The organism is Pseudomonas sp. LBUM1653 (assembly GCF_059716115.1).
Genome location: NZ_CP166803.1, coordinates 2780424 through 2803021 on the forward strand (window position 1 = coordinate 2780424; position 22598 = coordinate 2803021).

Here is a 22598-nt window from a genome sequence, read left to right on the forward strand (position 1 = left end):
AGGAGAACGACACCATGAAATGCATGCAAAATCTGTTGACCGCCTCCGTTGCGCTGGCCTTCGCCGGTCTCGTCCAGGCCGCCGTGCCCGCCGCCGACGCCAATAAGCTGGGCAGCAACCTCACCGCCGTCGGCGCCGAAAAAGCCGGTAACGCCGATGGCTCCATCCCGGCCTATACCGGCGGACTGACGACCGCGCCAGCGGGTTATAAAACGGGCGACAGCTTGCGTCCCGACCCTTACGCCAGCGAGAAGCCAGTGCTGGTGATCGATGGCAAGAATGTCGCGCAGTACAAAAATCAGCTGACGGCCGTCACTGTCGAACTGGCTACGCGTTTTCCGAGCTTCCGCGTCGAGGTCTATCCGACCCATCGCAGCGTGGCCCTGCCGCAGAGCGTGCTGGACAACACCTTGAAGAACGCCACCGGCGCCAAGTCGCTGGAAGGTGGCAACGCCATCGAGAACGTCCTGCCGGGTGTGCCTTTCCCGATTCCGCAGTCAGGTGCCGAAGCCATGTGGAACCACCTGCTGCGTTATCAAGGGGTGGCATATTCGACCAAGTATGATTCCTGGAACGTCGATTCCTCAGGCGCGCAAATCCTCGCCACCAGCGGCGAGATCGTCAACTCGTTTCCGATTTTCGAAGACCCGAGCAAGGTCATCGATGGCAAGGACACCTACTTCCAGACCCGTTTGTTCTACACCGGCCCTGCGCGCCGGGCGGGGGAGGCGATCATGCTCAAGGATGCCGCCAACCCACTCGCGCAGGCACGTCGCGCCTGGCAGTACCTGCCGGGGCAACGCCGGGTGAAGCTGGCGCCGACACTGGCCTATGACACGCCAAACCCGGGCACCGCAGGTTCGGGCACCTATGACGACGTGTATGTCTTCAACGGTGCGCTGGATCGCTATGACTGGAAACTGGTCGGCAAGCAGGAAATGATCGTGCCGTACAACACCTACGCGCTGAGCTACATCAAGGACCCGAAAGCCTTGACCACACCGAACCACCTGGCGCCGCAATACGTGCGTTGGGAGAAGCACCGTGTGTGGGTAGTGGAAGGCACGCTCAAGGCCGGTGCCCGTCACGTCTATGCCAAGCGTCGCTTCTATCTGGATGAGGACAGCTGGGTGGCTCTGGCATCCGATCAGTACGATGCCCGCGGCCAACTGTACCGTGGCTCTTTCAGCTTCCTCTCGCAAAGCTACGATGTGACCACCCCCAACACCACGCCGCACGTGATCTATGACCTGGTGGGCGGGACCTACAACATCAACGGCTTGTCGGGCGCCTACGGCGGCATCAAGTACATCGCCCCCCTCACCAAGGCGCAGTGGTCACCGGACGCACTGGCCGGTAACGGTATTCGCTAAGCGCGGTACATCAGGAGGCCGGCTGCACCCTGGGTGCGGCGCGGCCCGGTTTTGCCAAGAGGACGCACTATGTGTTCATTGAACAAGCGCAGGTTGCAGGCGCTGGTGATGCTGTTGGCGCTGTGGCAGACAGGTGCCCAGGCGAACGGCTACGTTGATGTGCTGGATCTGCCCGCCAAGATCAGTGCCCTGGCGGTGCGCAGTCCCATGCTCGACGTCGCGAATGCTGGGCAGCGTCTGATCGCCGTTGGGCAGCGCGGCCATATTCTGTATTCCGATGACGCCGGCAAGCAATGGCAGCAGGCCAGCGTACCGGTCAGCAGCGACCTGAATGCCGTTTACTTTTCTTCCCCGGAACAAGGCTGGGCCGTGGGCAACGATGGCGTCATTCTGCACAGCAGCGACGCCGGCGTGACCTGGAAAAAGCAACTGGACGGTCGAGAGATCGGTGCGTTGCTGGTCAAGCATTACTCGGCGTTGGCCAATGCCACGCCTGCCAACGAACAGTGGCCGCTGCTGGTCGCTGAAGGTCAGCGGCTGGTGGAAGAGGGCGCTGACAAACCCTTGCTCGACGTCTGGTTCGCCAATGACAAAGTCGGCTATGTGGTCGGTGTGTTCAACCTGATCCTGCGTACCGAGGATGGCGGCCAAAGCTGGACCCCATTCCAGGATCGCACCGACAACCCGCAGAACTTCCATTTGAACGCGATCAACTCCACCGGCGATGCCTTGTACATCGCTGGAGAGCAGGGGTTGTTGCTCAAATGGGATACCTCGCAGCAGCGTTTCACGGCGCTGAGCACACCGTATCAAGGCAGCTATTTCGGCGTCGTCGGCAAGCCTGGCGAAGTCGTGGTCTACGGCCTGCGCGGCAACGTCTTGCGCAGCACCGACGGCGGCCTGAGCTGGACCCCGTTCGAAAGCGGATTGCAAGTGAGCATCACCGCCGCTGCTGTCGATGCTCAAGGTCACTATCGGTTTTTCACCCAGGCAGGGCACATGCTGGTGGCAAAGGACGACAGCGTCCAATTGCAGTGGGTAGCGCAGCAAACCCCGTCACCGGTGGCGGGCGCGACATTGATTGGCGATGGTTCGCTGGTCGTTGTCGGCAGCCGTGGTGCCCGCACGCTTCTCGAAGAATAAGAGCCAGAACAATAAAGCGAGTACTCAGACATGGCCCATACCAAGCAAGACAACATGCCGGTAATTCGCGATCTGCGCGACTTTGATCGGCGCTCCGGCAACCTGCTGGAGCGGCTGGTGTTCAACCATCGGCCGCTGTTCATGCTGCTGATGGCCCTGGCCACCGTGGTCCTGGGTTTCATGGCCGCGACCCGCCTGGAGTTGCGCCCCAGCTTCGAAAAAATGATCCCGCAGAGTCAGCCGTACATCCAGAATTTCCTCGAGAACCGCCAGTCGTTGCGTGGCCTGGGCAACTCGGTGCGAGTGGTGGTGGAAAATACCCAGGGCGACATCTTCGATCCGCACTACCTGACGGTCCTCAAGCAGGTCAACGACGAGCTGTTTCTCACCGAAGGTGTTGATCGCGCCTGGATGAAGTCACTGTGGACGCCTGCGGTGCGCTGGACGGAAGTCACCGAGGAAGGTTTCCAGGGTGGCCCGGTGATGCCTGATACGTATGAGGGCAAACCCGAGCAAATCGAACAGCTGCGCCAGAACATTTCCCGTGCCGGCATCGTCGGCAGCCTGGTGGCCAGCGACTACAAGTCGAGCATGCTGGTCGTGCCGCTGCTGGACAAAGCTTCGTCCACGGGCCAGAGCATCAATTACCATCAGTTTTCGCGGATGCTCGAAGAGCAGCTGCGCGACAAGATCGAGTTCGCCGGTGACAGCGCTGCGCGTAAATCCGGGGAAGAGGGCAAGGGCCCGTACAAGGTGCGGGTGATCGGTTTTGCCAAGTTGATGGGCGACCTGATCGACGGCCTGATCCAGGTGATGATGTTTTTCGGCCTGGCCGTCATCACCTCGCTGATCATCATCTACGCCTATACCCGTTGCGTGCGCAGCACCCTGTTGGTGGTCGGCTGCTCGCTGGTCGCAGTTGTCTGGCAACTGGGCATCGTCGCCTGGCTCGGTTACGCCATCGATCCGTACTCGGTGCTGGTGCCGTTCCTGATTTTCGCCATCGGCGTGTCGCACGCGGCGCAGAAGATGAACGGCATCATGCAGGACATTGCCCGTGGCACCCATAAACTGATCGCTGCACGCTACACCTTCCGCCGTCTGTTCATTGCCGGCGTCACCGCTTTGCTGGCTGATGCCGTGGGCTTCGCCGTGCTGATGCTGATCGACATTCCGGTGATCCAGGACCTGGCAATTACTGCCAGCATCGGCGTCGCGGTACTGATCTTCACCTCGTTGCTGCTGATGCCGGTGGCGCTGTCCTACATCGGCGTCGGGCGCAAGGCGGCCGAGCGTGCGCTGAAGATCGACACCCGTGCCGCCGAGCATCGTGGCTTTGGCAAGCTGTGGGATTTGCTCGACCGCTTCACCACGCGCCGGTGGGCCATCGGTACCGTGTTGGTCGCCGTATTGTTGGGGGTGGGCGGTTTCGTGGTCAGCCTGCAACTGAAAATCGGCGACCTCGACAGCGGTGCTCCAGAGTTGCGCGCCGACTCGCGCTACAACCGCGACAATGCCTACATCACCCAGCATTACGCGCTGTCGAGCGACCTGTTTGCGGTGATGATCAAGACCCCGGCGGAAGGCTGCCTGAATTACCAGACGTTGGTGCTGGCCGACCGCCTGGCCTGGGAGTTGCAGCAGTCTCCGGGCGTGCAGGCGACTGCATCGCTGGTCAACGCGGTGCGGCAGATCACCGCGGGTACCTACGAAGGCAACCCTAAACTCAACAGCATCCAGCGCAACCAGAACGTGCTGAACTACGCCGCGCAACAGGCCTCGGTCAATGCCCCGGAGCTGTTCAACACCGATTGCTCGCTGATGCCGGTGATCGCTTTTCTCAAGGACCATAAAGCCGAGACCCTGGATGCAGTCGTGGCGATTGCCGACAAGTTCGCCCGGGAAAACAGCAGCGACGATCGCCAGTTCCTGCTGGCCGCCGGTACCGCCGGGATCGAGGCGGCGACCAACATCGTGGTGCGCGAGACCAACCGCACCATGCTGCTATACGTCTACCTGGCGGTGACGCTGTTCTGCCTGATCACCTTCCGCAGTTGGCGGGCGACACTGGTGGCGCTGCTGCCGCTGGTACTGACCTCGATCCTCTGCGAGGCCTTGATGGTGGTCATGGGCATCGGCGTGAAGGTGGCGACCCTGCCGGTGATCGCCCTGGGCGTGGGGATTGGTGTGGACTACGCCTTGTATCTGCTCAGCGTGCAATTGCAGTACCAGCGCCAGGGCCTGCCGCTGTCCCAGGCCTACCGCAATGCCGTGGCCTTCACCGGCCGGGTGGTGGGGTTGGTAGGAATAACCCTGGCAGCCGGCGTGGTGTGCTGGGTCTGGTCGCCGATCAAGTTCCAGGCCGACATGGGCATCCTGCTGACCTTCATGTTCCTGTGGAACATGCTCGGGGCGCTGATCCTGATTCCGGCGCTGTCGTACCTGCTTCTGAACGGTGAACGGCGCAAGCACGCAGCCGTCACGCTGCCTGTGAGCCCCGTTGTCCTGCAGGGTCAAGGCTAAGTCTCCTGACATTAAGGTTGAGCGGCCAGCATGGCCGCTCAATTGAAGTGGGTGTTAGAAGAGAATAAAAGCAGATGCGGTTGTTTGATTCAGGTTGATGTTGCCGACTTCCAGTACTTCATATTCAGCACGGACGCCGATGTTGCGAAATACATCCAGTTCAACGCCAGCACCGTAGGTCAAGTTGACGCCCGTATCGTCGTCGGCAGCATTGCCGTCCGCATCCCAGGCATGAGCACCGACACTACCGAAAATTCGCACCCGATCTCCCAGCGGAAAACCGACATGGGCACTGGCCTGAACAGATTTACCATCGAAATCCAGATTCTTGTCCTTGAACTGGCCGAGATCCACGAGTGCGCCCTCGAAGGCCAGATAGCCGTTGAGACGGTAGCCTGCAAAAGCCTTATAACTGGAGTCTTCATCGCTCAATTGGGTTTTGTCGGTTTCAATGTTGCTTACGCCTGCTCCAAGATAAAAACCTTTGTCATCAGCGAGCGCCTGAAAAGACAGCAACGAGAGCAGCGAAACGAAGCCAAGGTTTCGAAATAACATGTGAGGTGAGGTCCTTGTACGGGTTGTTGGTTGTGAGGTGTAAGGCGTTAATAAGCGTCAATAATCCAGGCTAAGGCGACGCCACATAAATAGGCGGCAATGCAAAAGATGATTTTCTGTTTGAGTGGCAGCGTGTTTAATCGATAGCGCATGCTTATCCCCTTGGGTAGAAATAAACAATCCTGGCGATTCAGGTTGTTGGCTGAAAATCATTGATTGTTATTTTTTTGGCCGTTGCCGGTTTTGTGCTGTTGCGCCTGGCCGTTTCCGAGGGTGTCTCACCATAAGCATCCTGATACGCCTTGGAAAACCTGCTTAGATGGTGGAAATTCCAATACATTGCGGTTTCGGTGACCGTAGGCCAAGTGTTGCGGATCAAGTCTCGGCGGACACGGGCGAGTCTCAGATTTCTAATGTAAGCGATCGGCGAAGTCCCGAAGGTTTCAATGAAACCATGATGCAAACTGCGGGTTGTGGTTTTCAGTTGTTTTACCAGTAACTTCATGTTAATCGGCTTGTTTGTATTTTGATGAATGTACTCTATTGCCTCTGTCGCGATCTTTCTTCTTGTCGGGGGCTTGTGCGCGGAGCGGCCAACAGGTGTCATGGCCCGTAGCAGAGAAGTCAGCAATGCACTTTCAGCGGCTGATTTTTCACCGCAGTTGCGCTGTTTCAAAGGACGCTCATTGACGTCGATAACGAAAGCGTTGATGGCCTGAGTGGCAGATTGTACCAGTTTGAAATTTGCGACCTGAAAGCGCTGCTCCTTTCGTTTTGCAAGTACATCGATCAATGCATGACTTTCGACGCATTGTGCGTAGTGTTCTAAAGTCGTGGCCAGGGTGAAAAGAGTTTCATTCGGCTCGCAGGTGTAATGCACGGGCTCACCGCTATACAACACGATGATTTCGTTAGGCCGCAACTCACGGTTATTGACAGTGGGTCGACCAACGCAAGACTGTGATACGGCCAGGGTTACACAGCCAGGAGGAACAGTTGCGACCAGAGTGACGGATGAATCAAATTCCAGTCGACTGCATTGGAGCCTGGAACCATGAACGAGTTTATGCTGGCTAATGCTTGCTTCGCGCTCTGATGGGGACAGACTCATCTCCCACCGGCCAATTGTTCTATTGGATTTGTCCGCAGGAGCAGAGGTTACATGAAAGATTTCATCAGGGATCATGATACTCATGGAATGCAACGCTCTTCAGCTAAATGGATAGTGTCAGGATTTGTTTTCAGGCATCGACGTCGATGACTGCGGCATGATCTCCAATGCCGCTGCAAAGACGTATGCGTCGCTCGAGGATAACTCCACCAGGCTTTGAAGTTTGCACGGCGCTATGTGCGAGCCAAAGATTGCCGACTTCTCGCTTGCCGGGCCGAGGGCAGCAGCATCAAAAGCAAAAAAATCATCAACGCGATAGTCTGTAAAAATCTTATAACTGGATTTTTCGTCGTTCTGCTTCTTTTTGTTGCTTTCAATGCGCGTCAGGTCGGCGCTATAGAGTTCCTTGTCATCGGCCAAGGCCTTGAGAGAAAGCAATACACCAAGGGATACGCTTGCGAGGTTTTTAAGCAGCATTGAGGTGCTTTCCTTGTTGAGGATTTTTCAGGCAGTGCAGTGTGTCAGCCATATCACTGTCACGGCTTGGCCTTTGGATAGTCCTGCTCCTTTGATGCTTGTTAAAGTCAAAAATTAGTATTTTTAAACTGGGGTCAGCGAAACGTCTTGGCTCTCATTTTCATTGTTGTGTGGTGGGGGAGGCAAGGTGTTATCAAGCGCCCCTTCACCTTCATTGCGTTCATTCTCAGAGTAGATTTTCAGGTGTTTCAATTTGATATTTTCGTTCGGGCTCAGTTCAATTTCGTAGAATTCGATTTCCGTGCTACCGATGGAGTATTCATTGTGGGCCACTGAATGAAAAGGTAGTGCTGCTAGAGATAGAACGGCCAGGATCTTGGTTATCATCGATTTGACGGCTCGCGAACAGTGTGTTTCAACAGGCGCGTGGAGCCGGCATTTTTGCTGAATGTCAGCAGGCACGGCTCCGAGCACTATAAAGGCGGGATCTTGATGGGGGAGAGGGTTTGATTCAAATTAGTAATTATTATTTTTATTGTGATGTGAATCGCGGCAAATGCCTCAGTGGTTCATGCAGCGCAAACGGCCAATATCATGCACATAAAAACACACGCTGTTTTTATCGGAGGTGGGGAGGAGTTCGTAGTTTAGAACGGCGCCTTCTTGTAGAACGAATTGACGTCTGAAAAACAGATCCGGAGTCTTTTCAATGGCGAATAATTCGTTATCCTGGCTAAGTTTAACGTTGCTGACTTTGATCTGAACATGATGATTGCTTTCCCGGATAACCTCCGCCGAAATGGTAGCGTTACGGATTTTTCCGTTCAGGCTTTCCAGAGTGGTTTGTGTCAGTCGACCGTGCCCGATGGTCAGATACTCTTCAGTGTTGAGTTGATTCGAGTCCTCCAGCCATTGTCGGGTAATTGTTTGATAACTGATATTTTCCATGTAATAAGATGGCGAATACAGTAAGGAAAAGATACAGGCGGCGTTGATGATGGCAAGTACAATCCATTGAGCAGTCGAAGATGTCATTGGCTTCATAAGGTGGCTTCCAAACATTGCCGGATCATCAGCGCGAGGTCTTTTTGCTCGCTGTTCATTTGCAGGTTTGCAGTGCTTAGATCCGGACGAACGCAAGAAACAGAGTAGTTTGATTTAAACAGGTTCAGCCAGACCTCGCCTTTTAAATTTGGCGAAAGTTGTTGAGTCTGTGTCGCCGAAAGATCCCTCAACTCCTGAGCCTCAGCGACGCTGTGGCCCACTCCATGGATGACCAGCTCGTTCTGTTTTATGCTGGAAACTTCTATTTTCTGTCTGTCGAATCCAGAGTGGAAGCCAGTAAGGGCGCAGACTCCCAAAGTCAGGACCCAGCCGATTAACTGGGCTTTGGTAATGTAGGATGACTTTCTGGTTTTTTCTGAAGACACCGGCAGATCATCATTGCCGTTTGGCGCCAGCTCTTCAATGGCGGGCACAGGCGCGGCTTCATCGGAAGGCGTCGGCAAATCTGCCGGTGTATCGACTACATAGAGACGGTTGAAGCAATAGCCTCTTCGCGGAACCGTCATCAAGATCTCGTGATCTCGACTGTCGTTGAGTATGTTTCTAAGGGAGAAAACCGCCTGGTTCAAACTACCGGAGGCGACGACGCGGTCATTCCAGGTGTAGTCGATGATCTCCTCACGGCTTTTAGTCTGACCGGGTTCCATGAGCAGCAGGTCCAGTAGACGCGATTCGGCTCTACCGATCGTAGTGCTTTGAACTTCTCCATGGGTTGTCGTGATGGTAAGCAAGGCGGTATCGGGATCGAAAAGGGTCATGGCACCATTTTTCAATTTGAAGGCGTAGCGCATGGGTATCCTCCGTTCAGGTGGTTCTGGCTGAGTATAGAGACGGTTTTGACAGGCCGGATTTGACGCAGTTTTCGGGGAGTGAACGGCTATGAGCGGGCAAGCGCGGGCGGTGCAGAGAGAAGCACTAGACAATGCTGGAGTAGCCCATCAAAAATCTCACTGGAATCAAGCAAGGGTAATCCACGGGGTTTCAATCGGGGGCGATGATGATGCTCGGATCGAGTGATCCGCGCTATCCGAAAACTGCAAGGCAGGGGTGGGAAGGTCGGTACAAGGAAAGGGAGAATGAAGTTACTTCAGAGGCAGGGCGAGCTTACAGGCGTAACGCTCAACCGCTCTCACAATCTGCATCAAGAGTGCCTAGCTCTGGCAGTGAGCGGCTGGATCAAGGCGACACGTTGTAGCCACGCTGTTGCAGACAACTGCTGTATACGGAGTTGTTGGCGGTGATGTTTCGCTCGGTGGCTTCAAGGTTCTGTCTGCGTTCCTGACGTTGTCTTGATGCCCCGACCACCGCGCCAGCCGCCGCGGCGCTACGCGCACGGTTCTGGCGATAGTCTTGCTTGATATCGTCGTCGATCTGGTCATAGACATTGTCATGTTGCCGGCCCCGAATTTCCGCCGCGGTGGCGCCGGCGACCGCGGCGGTCATGGCGCCTTTAACCCGGCCACCGGATGGCACCGTGTTTTGTGTCGGGAATTGAGCATTGGCCTGTGATTGGCAGGCGCTGGTGTCTTGCTGGATCGTCTGGGAGGTCTGGCCTTTCAGTGGAACCACCGTCACCGCCAAAGCAGCAGAGCTGGCGAGCAATACAAAGGCCGATAAGGCAAAGGTCAGTATTTTCATCAAGTCGGACTCTCGTTAAACGACATTACGTTCTCAAACCCCACGCGCGTCTGCATCGCGATGCAATCCGTGACAATGGATGGCAGGCAATTCAACGTTGGCAATGGGGTTGCGCGCGGTTAAAAGAAGTTACTGCCCGGACAGCAGTGCTTGCATGTCGTTCGTCATGTCTTTGAATGCGGCCTTGAAGTCATTGGCGACAATTGGCTGGCTGGCATTCTTCACTGTCTCGCCGAACACCTTGCGTACCACCTTGGCGACCGGCAAACCGGTTTTGGCATCGACCAGGTCGGCCTCCAGATACAGTTCGGCGGTCTGATCGCGATGGCCGGTGGCTGCTTGTGTCGCCCCGACAATGGCGGCGATCGGTACGGCCTCATACCAATGCATGCCTTCGTTGTTGGCGCTGACGTGGGTGATCGCCGCTTGCAGGATCAACGTCCGTGAATCGGCGGGTGCCCGCGGCACCTTGGCGGCGATGGTGTAGTAGGGGGCCAAGGCAGTCCTGACACTGTTGCTGGCCATGGCCTGTACGTCTTGCAGGGTTTGCAGATTGACGCGCTCGGTCGGTACAGGCGCGGGATACAGCTCTACCTGCTTGAACACCACAGTGGAGTAGGCGTGTGGATCAAACCCTGGCGCCATCCAGCGCAGTACCTTCTGTTCACTCGGCGTAGTCTGCTCTTGCAGCCCCTGGTAATTGGCGAGGAAGCCCGAATATTGATCTTGCTGCGCCACCTTCGAGACACAACCGACCTGAAATACGCAGCTCAAGGCAATACCCGCAATCCATCGATTCGACATGCTCATGTGTTCTGTTCTCAAGTGATGAAAGTTATTGATCAGGTTGCCCGCCGTGGCCGGTTAATCCGAATCAATAACTCTCAACAACTATTAAACTTGACCGCCAATGGGTATCAGCTTGCATGTCATGGGACTGCGCGGATCAGCTCTGGCAGAAGCGGATCCGGTTGCCGAACGGATCATAGACTTCCAGGACTTGCCCCCAGCCCTGCTGGACAATATCCGGACGTCCGTAGCCGTAGCGCTTGGCAAGTAACTCATCGCGAAGCAGTTCGATATTGTTCATCGGGACAAAAACCGTCGAACCCGGACTGGCGTCGCCATGATGTTCCGAAAGGTGCAGTTGCAGGCCGTTGCGGCTGATGCCCAGGTACAGCGGCAGGTCGGCTTCGAACCGGTGCTCGAATTCGACGCTGAAGCCCAGGAAATCGAGATAGAACTCACGCGCCTTGGCTTCGTCGAACATCCGCAAGATGGGAATGGGTTTGTCGAATGTAACGGTGGATACGGGCTGGGGGGCTGTCGGGGGAAGCATCGCCGAGGCGGTGTTCCAGTCCTTGTAACCCAGTTGCTGCGCGACCAGTTCCAGCGCGGTGGAGTGAGACAGGCTCTGATTGCGTTCCTCCAGTGAGGCGCGCAACGTTTTGGCCATCTGTTTGGCTTGCTCGATTGAAAACATCGTTGCTCCTGTAGCCGAGATCCTTTGGTGCTCGCGTTGCCAAACCTCGACCGTCAAGAGATACGACAGGGTTCGTATGAGGAAGCGATGCTTTCACCTTTCCCATCGGGAGCGAGCGGCGGGCAGCATCGGCCCGACGCCGATATTACAGAGCCGCTACTGTGTCGGGAAGACCTGCGGGGCATATGTATCGCTGTGTATCCAGACCTGTCGTACGCAGACTGGCTTACAAATGCCCCTGCAACCGGATACATCCGGGATACACGGTTGCAGTCAAATAGCCCTGCCTTAGCGAGAAAGCAACCGCGCCTCGCACCACGGCTTATAGCCCTTGTGGCATGACCCACGCGGCTTGGCCGCACACAGTATCCGGAGAATCACCATGTCCCGTATGTCGAACAAATCCCGTATTGGCCTGATCGCTGTTGCACTGGCCGGCAGCCTCAACCTCGCTTCGACCGCCTTTGCCGCAGACGCACTGCCTCAGGGCTACCAACTGGCCTCGGCGGAAAAAACCAGTGAAGGCAAGTGTGGCGAAGGCAAGTGTGGCGAAGGAAAGTGTGGCGCTGACGAAGCCGGCGCTAAGGTGACCAAGGCCGGCGAAGGCAAGTGCGGTGAAGGCAAGTGCGGCGATGCTTCGTTCGCCCGTACCGACACCGACCACGACGGCCGCGTTTCGCTCAAGGAACTGCTGACCGTAGCCCCGCAGGGCGGTGAAGAGTTCAAGGCCATGGACACCAACAACGACGGTTTCCTCTCCGAAGGCGAAGTCTACAAATTCCGCACCAACCAGTTCACCTCCAATGGCAAGAAAGTGCCTACCGAGTTGTTTACCCAGATGAGTAAGGCGAAGAGCTGATTAGGTGATGCGGCGGTAAGTAACCTCCCTGGGTTTTTCTTGGGGAGGTTTTTTTGGTGTACATATCCATTGTTGCGGTAACGGCGGCTTATGGTTTCGCCCTTACGGCGACTCACTTTTCCAAACGCCGAAAAGTAAGCAAAAGGCTTTTGCCCCACCACTCGGTGCCTCGCTAGGGCTCGGCATGCCCTCTCTCCGGCATTGCTCCGTGGGTCGCCGCGATGGGCCATCCCTGGCCCAGCGCGGCTAAACCGGCGTCCTGCCGGTTTACCCACTGCGCAATGCCTGCGTTCGGCCATCGTGGTTTAACGGGGCGCCCAAATCTAAAGCCAAAGCGAGGCGGCCTGACAGCCGACCTGATTGCAGGCTTGTCCGTGATCCTCTGTGGGAGCGAGCCTGCTCGCGATGAACGTCCAGACAACGCGATCATCCAAATAGGGCGCGTTATCGTTGACGACCATCGCGAGCAGGCTCGCTCCCACAGGGGAATGAGTACATCCGCGAAATCAGGTCGGCTGTCAGGCCGCCTCGCTTTGGCTGTTGATCTTGATCTGGCTTTTGATTTTCTTGCCCCATCGAGAGGCCGAGTGGAGGTTCTGCGCAGTGGGTAAACCGGCATGGATGCCGGTTTAGCCGCGCTGGGCCAAGGATGGCCCATCGCGGCGGGCCCACGGAGCAGGACCGGAGCGAGGGCATGCCGAGCCACAGCGAGGCACCGAACGCCAGGGGCAAGAGCCCTTGGTTACTTGGGGCTCTTCCAAGTGACTCGCTGTAAGAGCGAAACCATAGGCGGCCGTTACCGCAGCAATGGATATGTACTCCTGCAAGAAAATGGTCGGCTGTCAGGCCGCCTTCGCAGGCAAGCCGGGCTCCTACAGGGTTTTCACCTGCCGTCAGGGCGAAACCATAAGTAGCCGTTACCGCAGCGTATGGTTATGGGTTGATCATCACTCGAAGGCGCTACGGTAGGCGAACAGCCCAGGCATGCCGCCGGTCATCACAAACAGCAGATTGCTGCCCGCCGGGTAGTCGCCTCGGCGTACGGCGGCGAGCAGACCGGCGAAGGCCTTGCCGCCGTAGACGGGATCGGTGAGCAAGCCTTCCTGGGACGCGAACATGCGCACCGCTTCGAGCATCGCTTGGGTTGGTGCGCCATAGGCATCGCCGCGTTGGCTGCCATCGACGCGAATTGAGTGGTCGACCAGGGTTGTGGAGCGGTCCAGCAGTTGTAGAACCTGTCGGGTTTTTTCCAGGGTGGTGGTCGTAGCCTGTTCCTCGGTCGCCAGCACCGAGTAGCCGAGGATTTGCGTCGATGCGCCAGCCAAGGTGACACCGGCCAATAGCCCTGAGTGCGTGCCGGCGCTGCCATTGGGCACGATGATTTGCTCGAAATGCACACCCAGTGCATCTGCCTGGCGCAGGACTTCGGCCGCGCAAGCGGCATAACCCAGGCTGCCCCGGGGGCTGGACCCGCCGAGGGGCATCACGAAGGGCTTTTTACCTTGCCCCCTGAGCGTGTCGACCAACTCCGCCGCGTAGGTATCGGGCACGACTCCCCGGGGTAGCCGATGGACCGTCGCGCCAAACAGTGCATCCAGAATCACATTGCCGTTGTGGCAAAAGTCGTCATCGGTGCGTACGGCCGAGGGTGTCAGGATCAGCTCGCAGGCGAGGCCGTGACGGGCCGCCACGGCCGCGGTCAGCCGCGCATGATTGGACTGAAAACCGCCCCAGGTGACCAGTGTATCGGCGCCTTCGGCCAGTGCTTCGCCAAGCAGGAATTCCAGTTTGCGCAGTTTGTTGCCACCGCCGCCGAGACCGGTCAGGTCATCGCGTTTGACGTAGAGGTGACAGCCATTGAGTTCGGGCAAGCGGCTCAATCGGGACAGTTTCTGGATCGGGGTCGGGCCTTCGAGCAGGGCCACCCGAGGGTAGGCGGCCAGCGCGGCATCAAGATTTTTCAAGTCGTGGGGCATGAAGGTTCGCTCATGGAGTGATAGAAGCTCGGTGGGCTCGAACGCCATCTGGCACTGTAGAAAGCCACGCCTTGAAGATATACCGCTGGTTAGGAATTACAGTTGATACACCGTGTAATGAATTACGATATCTCTTATGCAGATAACTGTGATCTTGATAATTCGTTTCTTGAGATACCTGCGCGCGAGATAAGGTCTGCCCGACTGAAGAAGGGCAGGGCAGACGATGAACAGTGTAGAGCCAACGACAACTGGCATAGCGCCACACCCCGTCAGCCCCTGGCGGGCCACTGTGGCCGGTTTTTCGGCGAGCCTGGTGGGGATCGGCCTGGCGCGCTTTGCCTACACGCCGCTGCTACCGGCGATTGTCGGCGCCCACTGGTTTGACCCATCCAGGGCAGCCTATCTTGGCGCGGCAAACCTGGCGGGGTATCTGGCCGGAGCGATTTTCGGCCGCACACTGGCGGCGAAAACTTCAACCCGATCGACCCTCAGGGCCATGATGTTACTGGCCAGCATCGCCTTTTTCGCCTGCGCCTGGCCCCTGTCCTTTGCCTGGTTCTTCGCCTGGCGATTCCTCTCGGGTGTGGCTGGCGGGGCGCTGATGGTCCTGGCCGCGCCAACGGTGCTGGCGCACGTGCCGCTCTCGCGCCGGGGCCTGGCTGGTGGGGTGATCTTCATGGGCGTGGGCGTCGGGATCGCGGCGTCCGGCACCTTGGTGCCGCTGCTGCTGCAACAGAGCCTCGCGCAAACCTGGCTGGGCCTGGGTGTGATTGCGCTGTTGCTCACCGCCATTGCCTGGCGCGGCTGGCCGACTGAAAACTCTCCGGTGGCCAGCGCTGTCCATCACCGTCGCCCAGCATCCAACGGCACCCTCAAGGCGCTGTATGTCGAGTACGCGCTGAACGCCGCCGGGTGGGTACCGCACATGATTTTCCTGGTGGATTTCGTTGCTCGGGGCCTGGGCCAGGGCCTGCAAACGGGCGCGCAGTATTGGGTACTGTTCGGCCTTGGGGCCACGGTCGGCCCGCTGCTGGCTGGGGTGCTGGCAGACCGGGTCGGCTTCGGTCGCGCGTTGCGGGTGTCGTTCATCATCGAAGCCATCGGCGTCGCTGTACCGGCTTTCCAACCGGGCAGCCTCTGGCTGATGGGGTCCAGCGTGACCGTCGGAGCCTTTGTCACCGGGACAGTGCCGCTGGTGTTGGGACGGATCCAGGAAATTCTCGCCCGGCATCCTGCCCAGCAAAGCGCGGCCTGGCAAACCGCCACGGTGGGTTTCGCCCTGTTCCAGGCGGTCGCCGCCTATGGCCTGTCGTTCCTGTTTGCCTACAGCGGTGGCAACTACAGCCTGCTGTTCCTGATCGGCACCGCGGCCATGTTGATCGCCTTTGTCATTGATCTGCTCGCGGTTCTGCGCAGCGCGCCAACCCCGGAACAATCCGTTCTTTGACCTTCGCCTGTGGAGCACGTGTCCAGATGAATTATGCCGAGCGCAATCTTGCCTATTGGCGTCGCAACCTGGCTGTTTGTGTGTTCGGCTCGTTCACCACCCTGGTGAGCCTGAGCATGCTGTTGCCGTTCCTGCCGCTGTATGTGCAACAACTGGGTGTCACGGCTCAGGCCGACGTGGTGCAGTGGTCCGCCGTGGCGTTCGGTGCCACGTTTTTTGGTACCGCGATTACCGCGCCGCTCTGGGGTCGGTTGGCCGATCGATATGGGCGCAAGCCAATGCTGGTCCGCGCGGCCATCGGCATGGCGGTGGTGATGTCGCTGATCGGGCTGGCGCGGGATGTTACCGACCTTGTGGTGCTGCGCCTGGTCGCCGGGCTCATCGGTGGTTATGCCTCGGCTTCGATTGTGATGATCGGTTCCCAGGTGCCACGGGAAAAGGCCGGTTGGGCACTGGGCGTGCTGTCGACGGGGGCCTTGTCCGGCAACCTGATCGGGCCGCTGGTGGGTGGTTTCCTGCCGCAATGGGTCGGCATCCGTGGCACTTTTTTCGTCGGTGGCGCGATGATTGCGGTGGCCGCGATCACCACCCTCGTGCTGATTCGCGAGGACTTCAGTCGGCAGTTGGACGGAGCGCGACGAGTAAACACATCTGAACAGCAGGATGACGGTTCTCGCTGGCCGATCATCGCGGCGTTACTGATGACGGCAATGATGGTGCTGCTGGCCAATATGTCGATCGAGCCGATCATCACCGTCTACATCGGTCATCTGGGCGTGGCGTTGGATGATCAGGCGCGGATTGCCGGAGTGGTGATGGCCTGTTCGGCGCTGGGCAGCATCTTGACCGCCGCCCGGCTGGGAGCGTTGGCCGACCGTGTCGGCAGCTGGAATGTGATCATCGCTTGCCTGGTGCTGACCGGCATTGTCATGCTGCCCCAGGCATTCGTCACGCAGTGGTGGCAACTGGCAGTGTTGCGCGGCTTGATGGGCATGACCCTAGCCGGGCTGTTGCCGGCGATTGCCAAGCTGATCCGGCAATCGGTAGAGGAGCACAACAGCGGAAAAATCCTCGGCTACCTGCAATCGGCGCAGTTTTCCGGGCAGGTGATCGGGCCGCTGATCGGCGGCCAGATCGGTGCGCATTTCGGATTGCACCACGTGTTCCTGGTGACCGGCGCGCTGTTGGTGTTGAGCGCCGGGATCAACGGCTGGGTGAAAAGTCGCTTCTATGCGCTGTCAGCCGCTACAGCGCCATCCAGATGAACGCTGTGCAGAAAGGTGGCCAGCGCGCTGGAGTAATAACCATCGATGCGCCGGACAAACACGGTCTCGACTTGCGCTAATTCTGCGGGTAGTTCGTGCACGGCCACCAATCCCTCGCGCGCTGCGTTCGCGATCACGCCTCTGGGTAACAACGTAATCCCGACCCCGGCCGACACGCAGGCAATAATCGCCTCGATCGAGCCAAACTCCAGCGGCTCGGGCGCCAATACGCCGAGGCTGGTCAACAGCGTATCCAGACGCTGGCGATAGGAACAGCCGAGGCGAAACACAACGGTCTTCAGGTTTTCGATGCCGGCGACATCTTCCAGGCGGTTCAGGGCCGGTGAGGTGACCAGCACCAGTTCTTCGCGGAAGGCGACTTCAGCGTGCAACTCCGGGTGATTGACCGGTCCGACCACGAACGCACCTTCGAGCTTACAGTCGATGACGCCCTGGATCAGGCTGCACGTAGTGCCGGTGCGCACCACCGGGCGAACCTCGGGATAAGCCTTGGCAAACCGGGCGATCAGGTGTGGCAGACGCAGAGCGAGGGTGGTCTCCAGCGTACCGATTTCCAGCACGCCTTTGGGATGGCCGTCATCGCGGGCGGCGCTGGAAGCATCGAGCAGCAATTTCGCAAGCCGGGCGGCGAAGGGCAGGATGCGACGTCCTGCGGGTGTCACCTGCACACCCTTGGCGCTGCGTTGAAATAGCGCCACACCGAGTTCGTCCTCTAGCGAGCGAATACGCGCCGACACGTTCGACTGCACGGTGTTCAGTTCGCTGGCGGCCTTGTTCATGCTGCCGTGGCGCGCCACCGCATCTACCACCTTGAGATCCGTTACATCCATCGCGCTCACCTATCTCAAAAAGTAATAACTAATGCAGAAACTAAAGCTGCAAAGAGATTAGTGCCGGCAGGAACTCAAAGGCAAGTCGGGGCATGTTTCGATTCACCAAAAACGATCAACGGAATCACAAATGATCATTTTACATGATCATGTGCCGGGCATAGGTTGATGGGGCACAGATACCGCAGCCAGTGGCGGATCGAGTCTGAATCTGAGGCTGTGGAACAACAATAACGCAACCACTGCTACACGGAGTCAACGTGAATCATGCAACCGAGTCAGCCAGAATCCGCAACCATCCCCGGTACAAGGATCTGGTCTCGCGGCAGCGAACGTTCGTCGCGAGTCTTACTGCTGCAACCCTTGTCCCGTACTTCACGTTCATCCTCGTCGCCGCCTTCGCACCCCAGCTGCTGGCAACAAAACTGTCGGCGACCAGCATCATCAGCATCGGTTGGCCTTTAGGTGCCGTGTTCATTGTCGGGGCCTGGTTGTTTACCGGGCTTTACATCCATCGCGCCAATGGTGAATTCGATGACCTGACCGCAGAAATCCGCGCGGGGGCCATCGTATGAAACGCGTCCTCCTGAACCTCATCCTTCCCGTTCTGCTGTGCGTATTCGCTGCGCGCGCCATGGCCGGCGACGTTATCCAGAACGTCGAAAAACAACCGATCAACATCACCGCGATCAGCATGTTCCTGGTCTTCGTCGTGACGACCCTGGGCATCACGTACTGGGCCGCCTCAAAAACCAAATCCATGGACGATTTCTACACCGCTGGCGGTGGCATCAGTGGCTTCCAGAACGGCCTGGCATTGGCCGGTGACTACATGTCGGCGGCGGCGTTGCTGGGGGTCACCAGCATGATTTTCTTCAATGGCTTCGATGGCGTCCTGTACTCGATCAGCTTCTTTGTCGCCTGGCCTTTGCTGTTGTTCCTGTTCGCCGAGCGCATCCGCAATCTGGGGCGCATCACCATCTCCGATATCGCCTCTTTCCGCCTCGATCAAAATCGCATCCGTACGATGACGGCCTTCGGTTCGTTGACCGTGGTGTGCTTTTATCTGGTGGTACAGATGGTGGGGGCAGGGCAGTTGATTCAGCTGCTGTTCGGTCTGCCTTACAACTATGCAGTGATTGCCGTGGGTCTGTTGATGGCGGTCTACGTCACCTTCGGCGGCATGGTCGCCACCACGTGGGTGCAGATCATCAAGGCCGGGTTGCTGCTGGTGGGCGGGACGCTGCTGGCGTTTCTGGCGCTGAGCAAGTTCGGCTTTTCCTTCGACCTGTTGTTCGAAAAAGCCGTGGCCGCGCACCGCGATGGCGAGCGGATTTTGCTGCCGAGCAAACTGGTGGCCGACCCGCTGTCGCTGATCTCGTTGTCGCTGGGGCTGGTGTTCGGCACGGCGGGACTGCCGCACATTCTCATGCGCTTCTTTACCGTGCCGGACGCCAAACAGGCGCGTAAATCGGTGTTCGTCGCCACGGGCTTCATCGGCTTTTTCTACCTGATCGTGGCTGTGCTGGGCCTGGCGGCCATCGTGATCGTCGGGCAAGACCCGGCCTTCTACGAATCAGGCAATCTGGCGGGCAAGTTGATCGGCGGCGGCAACATGCCGGTGATGCACCTGGCCAAAGCCGTGGGTGGCGACCTGCTGCTGGGCTTCATTTCCGCCGTGGCGTTCGCGACGATTCTGGCGGTGGTGTCGGGGCTGACCATGGCTGGCACGTCGGCGATCTCTCACGACTTGTATGTGATGGTGGTCAAAAAGGGTAAGGCCGATGCCAAGGACGAACGCCGTGTATCGCGCATTGCTTCGGTGGGCATCGGCATCGTCGCGGTGGTGCTGGGGATTCTGTTCAAGGATCAGAACATTGCCTTTCTGGTCGCGCTGACGTTCGGTGTGGCGGCCTCGGTCAACTTCCCGATCCTGGTGCTCTCGATGTACTGGAAAGGGCTCACCACTCGCGGCGCGTTGATTGGCGGTGTCGCCGGGTTGGTGAGTGCGGTCGGGCTGGTCATTCTCTCTCCGGCAGTGTGGGTCAAGGTGCTGGGCAATGCCGAGGCGATCTTCCCGTATGACTACCCGGCGATAATCTCGATGAACGTGGCGTTCCTGTTCACCTGGCTGGGCTCGGTCACTGACCGCAGCCATGGGGCGGTGCTCGAGCGCGAGCGTTTCGATGATCAGTTGATCCGCGCCCAGACCGGGCTCGGCGCCGCGCAGGCGGTCAACCACTAAGACCTTCGCGGTCATCCTTTCCTGATTTGCGCACTCTGCAAAAGGAGTCAGCCATGCAACTACGAGACAATGGCCTGAGATTTTCACCCATCACCGTCGCCCTGCACTGGGTCGTGGCTTTTTCGCTGCTGGCGATTTTCGGCCTGCAACTGTTGATCGGCCACGCCTCCAGCGAGGCGCAGCAACTGGAGCTTGGCCGGGTGCAAAACCTGCTGGGCCTGATTCTGTTCCTGGTATCGATTTATCGGTTCTGGGCCCGGATCACCTCCTACCATCCGTTGCCGGTGGGCACGCCGAACCCCATTGAAGTGATCATCAGCCGCTCGGTGGCGGTCTCGCTGGCCCTGGCGATGGTGCTGCTGCCGATTGCGGTGTGGGCTTCACGCGCCGCCGCCGGCGAGGTGCTGCAACTGCCTGGCGGCTTGTGGATTCCGTCGCTCCTGCCGGCCAACCCGACCTTGAAGCATGTGGTCGATGTGCTGTTCGACATTGGCGCCTCGGCGTTTCTTGCCGGTCTCGGACTGCATGTCTTCGGCGCGGTGAAAAATCACTTTCTCCTGAAGAACAACACGCTCAAGCGGATGCTTGGGAAACATGTGGAGCTGTGAGTCATGAACCAGGAAAAAATCGATTTTGCGGGTAACGTCGTCACCCGGCTCTGCGGCGTGAACTACCCGATATTCCTCGGCGGCATGGCCGCCATTTCCGGCCCTCAGCTGGTCGGGGCAGTGGCCAACGCCGGGGGCATGGGCGTCCTCGGCGGCTTGCGCCTGCCGCCACTGGCCTTGCGCCGCTGGATCGAGGAAACACGGGCGCTGACCGACCGGCCCTTTGGCGTGAACCTGGTGCCGCAGTTTGGCGGCCCGGAGGTCTTCGAAGCGCAGTTCCAGGTGATCCTCAAGGAAAAGCCCAGGCTGCTGTCGCTGTTTTATGCCGAGAAGTATGCCGCCGACATGATTCCCCGGGCGAAAGATGCCGGGATGCTGGTCATGGTGCAAGCGGGGTCGGTGGAGCTGGCCCGCATCGCCATCGCCCAGGGCGCGGACATCATCATTGCCCAGGGCAGTGAAAGCGGCGGGCACCTCAATCGCGGCACGATCGGCATCATGCCGTTGTTGACGTCGATCCTGGCCGTCGCCGAGGGGAAGCCGGTGCTGGCGGCCGGTGGCATCACCCACGGCGACGATGTGCGCGCACTGATGTCGCTCGGTGCATCAGGGGTGGTGGTGGGCACGGCGTTCATTGCCACCGATGAGTCGAACGCCCATCCGTTGTACAAGCAGAAGATCGTCGAGGCGACCACCGATGACACCGAGTACCGCACCGGGTATTCGTTCGGCTGGACCTACGGCACGCCGCACCGGGTGATCCCCAATCGGGACAAGTGGAACCTGCTGCGCTTGATCGGCGGCGGCGCGCGGGCGATCGACAAGCCGCGAATGGCAGAGAAGCTGTCGCTGTATGCGGGGCAGGGGGTGGGCAAGATCCACAGTGTCGTGCCGGCTGCCGAGCGGGTGGCGGAACTGGCTAGTGGTCTGTCGCCGATCACCCGCCTGGCGTTCGGCGAAATCAGTCGTGCCAGCGGCCCCCTGTAGGAGCCAGGCTTGCCGGCGAAGAACGATAATGCGGTGCGGCAGATACACCGCAGCGCCCGGTTCGCCGGCAAGCCTGGCTCCTACAGGGGAATGCGTGCGGTCGCTGGTCGGGCGATCTGCTGCTGCGCCAGGCCGATGAATGCGCTCATCGCCGAGGTGATCATCGTATCGTTGCGGCGGATGAACACCGTGGAGACCTTGGCGAACTCCGGCGGCAGGGTGTGGCAGCGGATGGCATGGCGCACGCTGCAATTTTCCGCGATGGCCTTGGGCAACAGGGTCACGCCCATGCCCGCCGCCACGCACGACAGGATGCCGTCGAGTGTGCCCAGTTCCATGATCTGGTTGGGCACCAGTCCTACCTGGTAGAACCAGTTTTCCAAGGTCGAGCGATAGAAGCAGCCGGTGCGGAACACCAGCACGGTCTGCTGGGGCATTTTCTCGATCAGCGCGGGCAGCGTTTCGAACTGGTTGCTGCTGACCAGCACCAGCTCTTCGCAAAACACCTCTTCCTGCGCCAGCGCCGAGTTCTGGTGGAAGCCGCCGACGAAGGCACCGTCGAGGCGATGGGCTTCAATCGCCTTGATCAACTCGACCGTCGTTCCGGTCAGCAACGACAACTGCACTTCGGGATACTGCTCGCGGTACTTGGTCAGCACTTGCGGCAAGCGAATGGCGGCGGTGGTTTCCATCGAGCCCAGGCGCAGCAGGCCCGTCGGGCTGCCGGTGTCCATCAGGGCGCTGCGGCTCTCGTCGGTGAGTTGCAGGATGCGCCGCGCGTAGCCGAGGAACGTCTCGCCCGCCGAGGTGAGGACAACCCCGGACTTCTTGCGGATGAACAGCTCGCGATTGAGTTCGGCTTCCAGTTCCTTGACGCGCATGGTGACGTTGGACTGCACGGTATTCACCTGCAACGCGGCGGCGGTGAAGCTGCCCAGTTCGGCCACGGCGCAGAAAATCTTCAGTTGGCGCATTTCCATGATCGTCAC

22 protein-coding genes are annotated in these 22598 nt (G+C 58.8%); 10 read left to right on the forward strand and 12 right to left on the reverse strand.

Annotated elements, in window-relative coordinates:
* Positions 1-14: 14 nt before the first annotated feature.
* From ACA054_RS12675 to ACA054_RS12685, 3 genes are all read left to right on the forward strand, one after another.
* A complete protein-coding gene (locus tag ACA054_RS12675) occupies positions 15-1373 on the forward strand; it encodes a DUF1329 domain-containing protein (protein WP_497689681.1) in 1359 nt (452 codons plus the stop codon).
* Between the two features lie 69 nt (positions 1374-1442).
* Positions 1443-2516, forward strand: coding sequence for a WD40/YVTN/BNR-like repeat-containing protein (locus tag ACA054_RS12680; protein WP_497689682.1), 1074 nt, complete (start codon positions 1443-1445; stop codon positions 2514-2516).
* A gap of 30 nt (positions 2517-2546) precedes the next feature.
* The gene (locus tag ACA054_RS12685; RefSeq protein WP_497689683.1) at positions 2547-5039 is read left to right on the forward strand and encodes an efflux RND transporter permease subunit; all 2493 of its coding nucleotides are present in this window, start codon (positions 2547-2549) and stop codon (positions 5037-5039) included.
* A 54-nt stretch (positions 5040-5093) separates the two neighbouring features.
* Here the strand turns inward: ACA054_RS12685 and ACA054_RS12690 are convergent, their stop codons facing one another.
* The 9 genes from ACA054_RS12690 to ACA054_RS12730 all read right to left on the reverse strand — a co-directional run bounded on the left by ACA054_RS12690 (position 5094) and on the right by ACA054_RS12730 (position 11368).
* Positions 5094-5594, reverse strand: a complete 501-nt coding sequence (locus tag ACA054_RS12690; protein ID WP_497689684.1) for an outer membrane beta-barrel protein — start codon at positions 5592-5594, stop codon at positions 5094-5096.
* Between the two features lie 190 nt (positions 5595-5784).
* Positions 5785-6789, reverse strand: a complete 1005-nt coding sequence (locus ACA054_RS12695) for a helix-turn-helix domain-containing protein (RefSeq protein WP_497689685.1) — start codon at positions 6787-6789, stop codon at positions 5785-5787.
* Between the two features lie 33 nt (positions 6790-6822).
* A complete protein-coding gene (locus tag ACA054_RS12700) occupies positions 6823-7182 on the reverse strand; it encodes a hypothetical protein (protein ID WP_497689686.1) in 360 nt (119 codons plus the stop codon).
* A 123-nt stretch (positions 7183-7305) separates the two neighbouring features.
* Complete coding sequence (locus ACA054_RS12705) at positions 7306-7644, reverse strand: hypothetical protein (protein ID WP_497689687.1); 339 nt, start codon at positions 7642-7644, stop codon at positions 7306-7308.
* Positions 7645-7743: 99 nt separating this feature from the next.
* Entirely contained in the window at positions 7744-8226 is a 483-nt protein-coding gene (locus tag ACA054_RS12710; RefSeq protein ID WP_497689688.1) for a hypothetical protein, read from the reverse strand.
* Complete coding sequence (locus ACA054_RS12715) at positions 8223-9038, reverse strand: winged helix-turn-helix domain-containing protein (RefSeq protein WP_497689689.1); 816 nt, start codon at positions 9036-9038, stop codon at positions 8223-8225. Before ACA054_RS12715 ends, ACA054_RS12710 begins: the two co-directional genes overlap by 4 nt.
* Positions 9039-9423: 385 nt before the next feature.
* The gene (locus tag ACA054_RS12720) at positions 9424-9885 is read right to left on the reverse strand and encodes a hypothetical protein (RefSeq protein ID WP_497689690.1); all 462 of its coding nucleotides are present in this window, start codon (positions 9883-9885) and stop codon (positions 9424-9426) included.
* Positions 9886-10014: 129 nt separating this feature from the next.
* A complete protein-coding gene (locus tag ACA054_RS12725; protein WP_497689691.1) occupies positions 10015-10695 on the reverse strand; it encodes a DUF3313 domain-containing protein in 681 nt (226 codons plus the stop codon).
* A gap of 136 nt (positions 10696-10831) precedes the next feature.
* Positions 10832-11368, reverse strand: coding sequence for a glyoxalase superfamily protein (locus ACA054_RS12730; protein WP_497689692.1), 537 nt, complete (start codon positions 11366-11368; stop codon positions 10832-10834).
* Positions 11369-11750: 382 nt separating this feature from the next.
* On the opposite strand from ACA054_RS12730, the gene ACA054_RS12735 reads away from it, so the two are divergent.
* Entirely contained in the window at positions 11751-12227 is a 477-nt protein-coding gene (locus ACA054_RS12735; RefSeq protein ID WP_497689693.1) for an HvfA family oxazolone/thioamide-modified RiPP metallophore, read from the forward strand.
* A gap of 947 nt (positions 12228-13174) precedes the next feature.
* On the opposite strand, the gene ACA054_RS12740 is transcribed toward ACA054_RS12735, so the two are convergent.
* Complete coding sequence (locus ACA054_RS12740; protein WP_497689694.1) at positions 13175-14203, reverse strand: D-cysteine desulfhydrase family protein; 1029 nt, start codon at positions 14201-14203, stop codon at positions 13175-13177.
* A 292-nt stretch (positions 14204-14495) separates the two neighbouring features.
* Between ACA054_RS12740 and ACA054_RS12745 the strand changes: the two genes are divergently transcribed.
* Together ACA054_RS12745 and ACA054_RS12750 are read left to right on the forward strand one after the other, a co-directional pair.
* Positions 14496-15653: a YbfB/YjiJ family MFS transporter gene (locus ACA054_RS12745; protein ID WP_497689695.1), complete on the forward strand. Its 1158-nt coding sequence runs from the start codon at positions 14496-14498 to the stop codon at positions 15651-15653.
* A gap of 26 nt (positions 15654-15679) precedes the next feature.
* The gene (locus ACA054_RS12750) at positions 15680-16918 is read left to right on the forward strand and encodes an MFS transporter (RefSeq protein ID WP_497689696.1); all 1239 of its coding nucleotides are present in this window, start codon (positions 15680-15682) and stop codon (positions 16916-16918) included.
* On the opposite strand, the gene ACA054_RS12755 is transcribed toward ACA054_RS12750, so the two are convergent.
* Positions 16882-17769 carry a LysR family transcriptional regulator gene (locus ACA054_RS12755; RefSeq protein ID WP_497689697.1) on the reverse strand — a complete coding sequence of 296 codons (888 nt, stop codon included), beginning with the start codon at positions 17767-17769 and terminating at the stop codon, positions 16882-16884. The genes ACA054_RS12750 and ACA054_RS12755 overlap by 37 nt on opposite strands.
* Before the next feature lie 260 nt (positions 17770-18029).
* Between ACA054_RS12755 and ACA054_RS12760 the strand changes: the two genes are divergently transcribed.
* From ACA054_RS12760 to ACA054_RS12775, 4 genes are read left to right on the forward strand one after another with little or no spacing between them, the layout of a single operon-like run.
* Positions 18030-18344 (forward strand): DUF485 domain-containing protein, encoded by a 315-nt coding sequence (locus ACA054_RS12760; protein WP_497689698.1) that lies wholly within the window; start codon positions 18030-18032, stop codon positions 18342-18344.
* On the forward strand, positions 18341-20014 hold the full coding sequence (locus ACA054_RS12765) for a cation acetate symporter (RefSeq protein ID WP_497689699.1): 1674 nt from the start codon (positions 18341-18343) through the stop codon (positions 20012-20014). The genes ACA054_RS12760 and ACA054_RS12765 overlap by 4 nt, the downstream gene beginning before the upstream one ends.
* A gap of 53 nt (positions 20015-20067) precedes the next feature.
* Positions 20068-20622, forward strand: a complete 555-nt coding sequence (locus ACA054_RS12770) for a cytochrome b (protein WP_497689700.1) — start codon at positions 20068-20070, stop codon at positions 20620-20622.
* 3 nt (positions 20623-20625) lie between these two features.
* Positions 20626-21609, forward strand: coding sequence for an NAD(P)H-dependent flavin oxidoreductase (locus ACA054_RS12775; RefSeq protein WP_497689701.1), 984 nt, complete (start codon positions 20626-20628; stop codon positions 21607-21609).
* Between the two features lie 80 nt (positions 21610-21689).
* Here ACA054_RS12775 and ACA054_RS12780 read toward each other — a convergent pair whose 3' ends face one another.
* Positions 21690-22589, reverse strand: a complete 900-nt coding sequence (locus ACA054_RS12780; protein WP_497689702.1) for a LysR family transcriptional regulator — start codon at positions 22587-22589, stop codon at positions 21690-21692.
* Positions 22590-22598 lie beyond the last annotated feature (9 nt).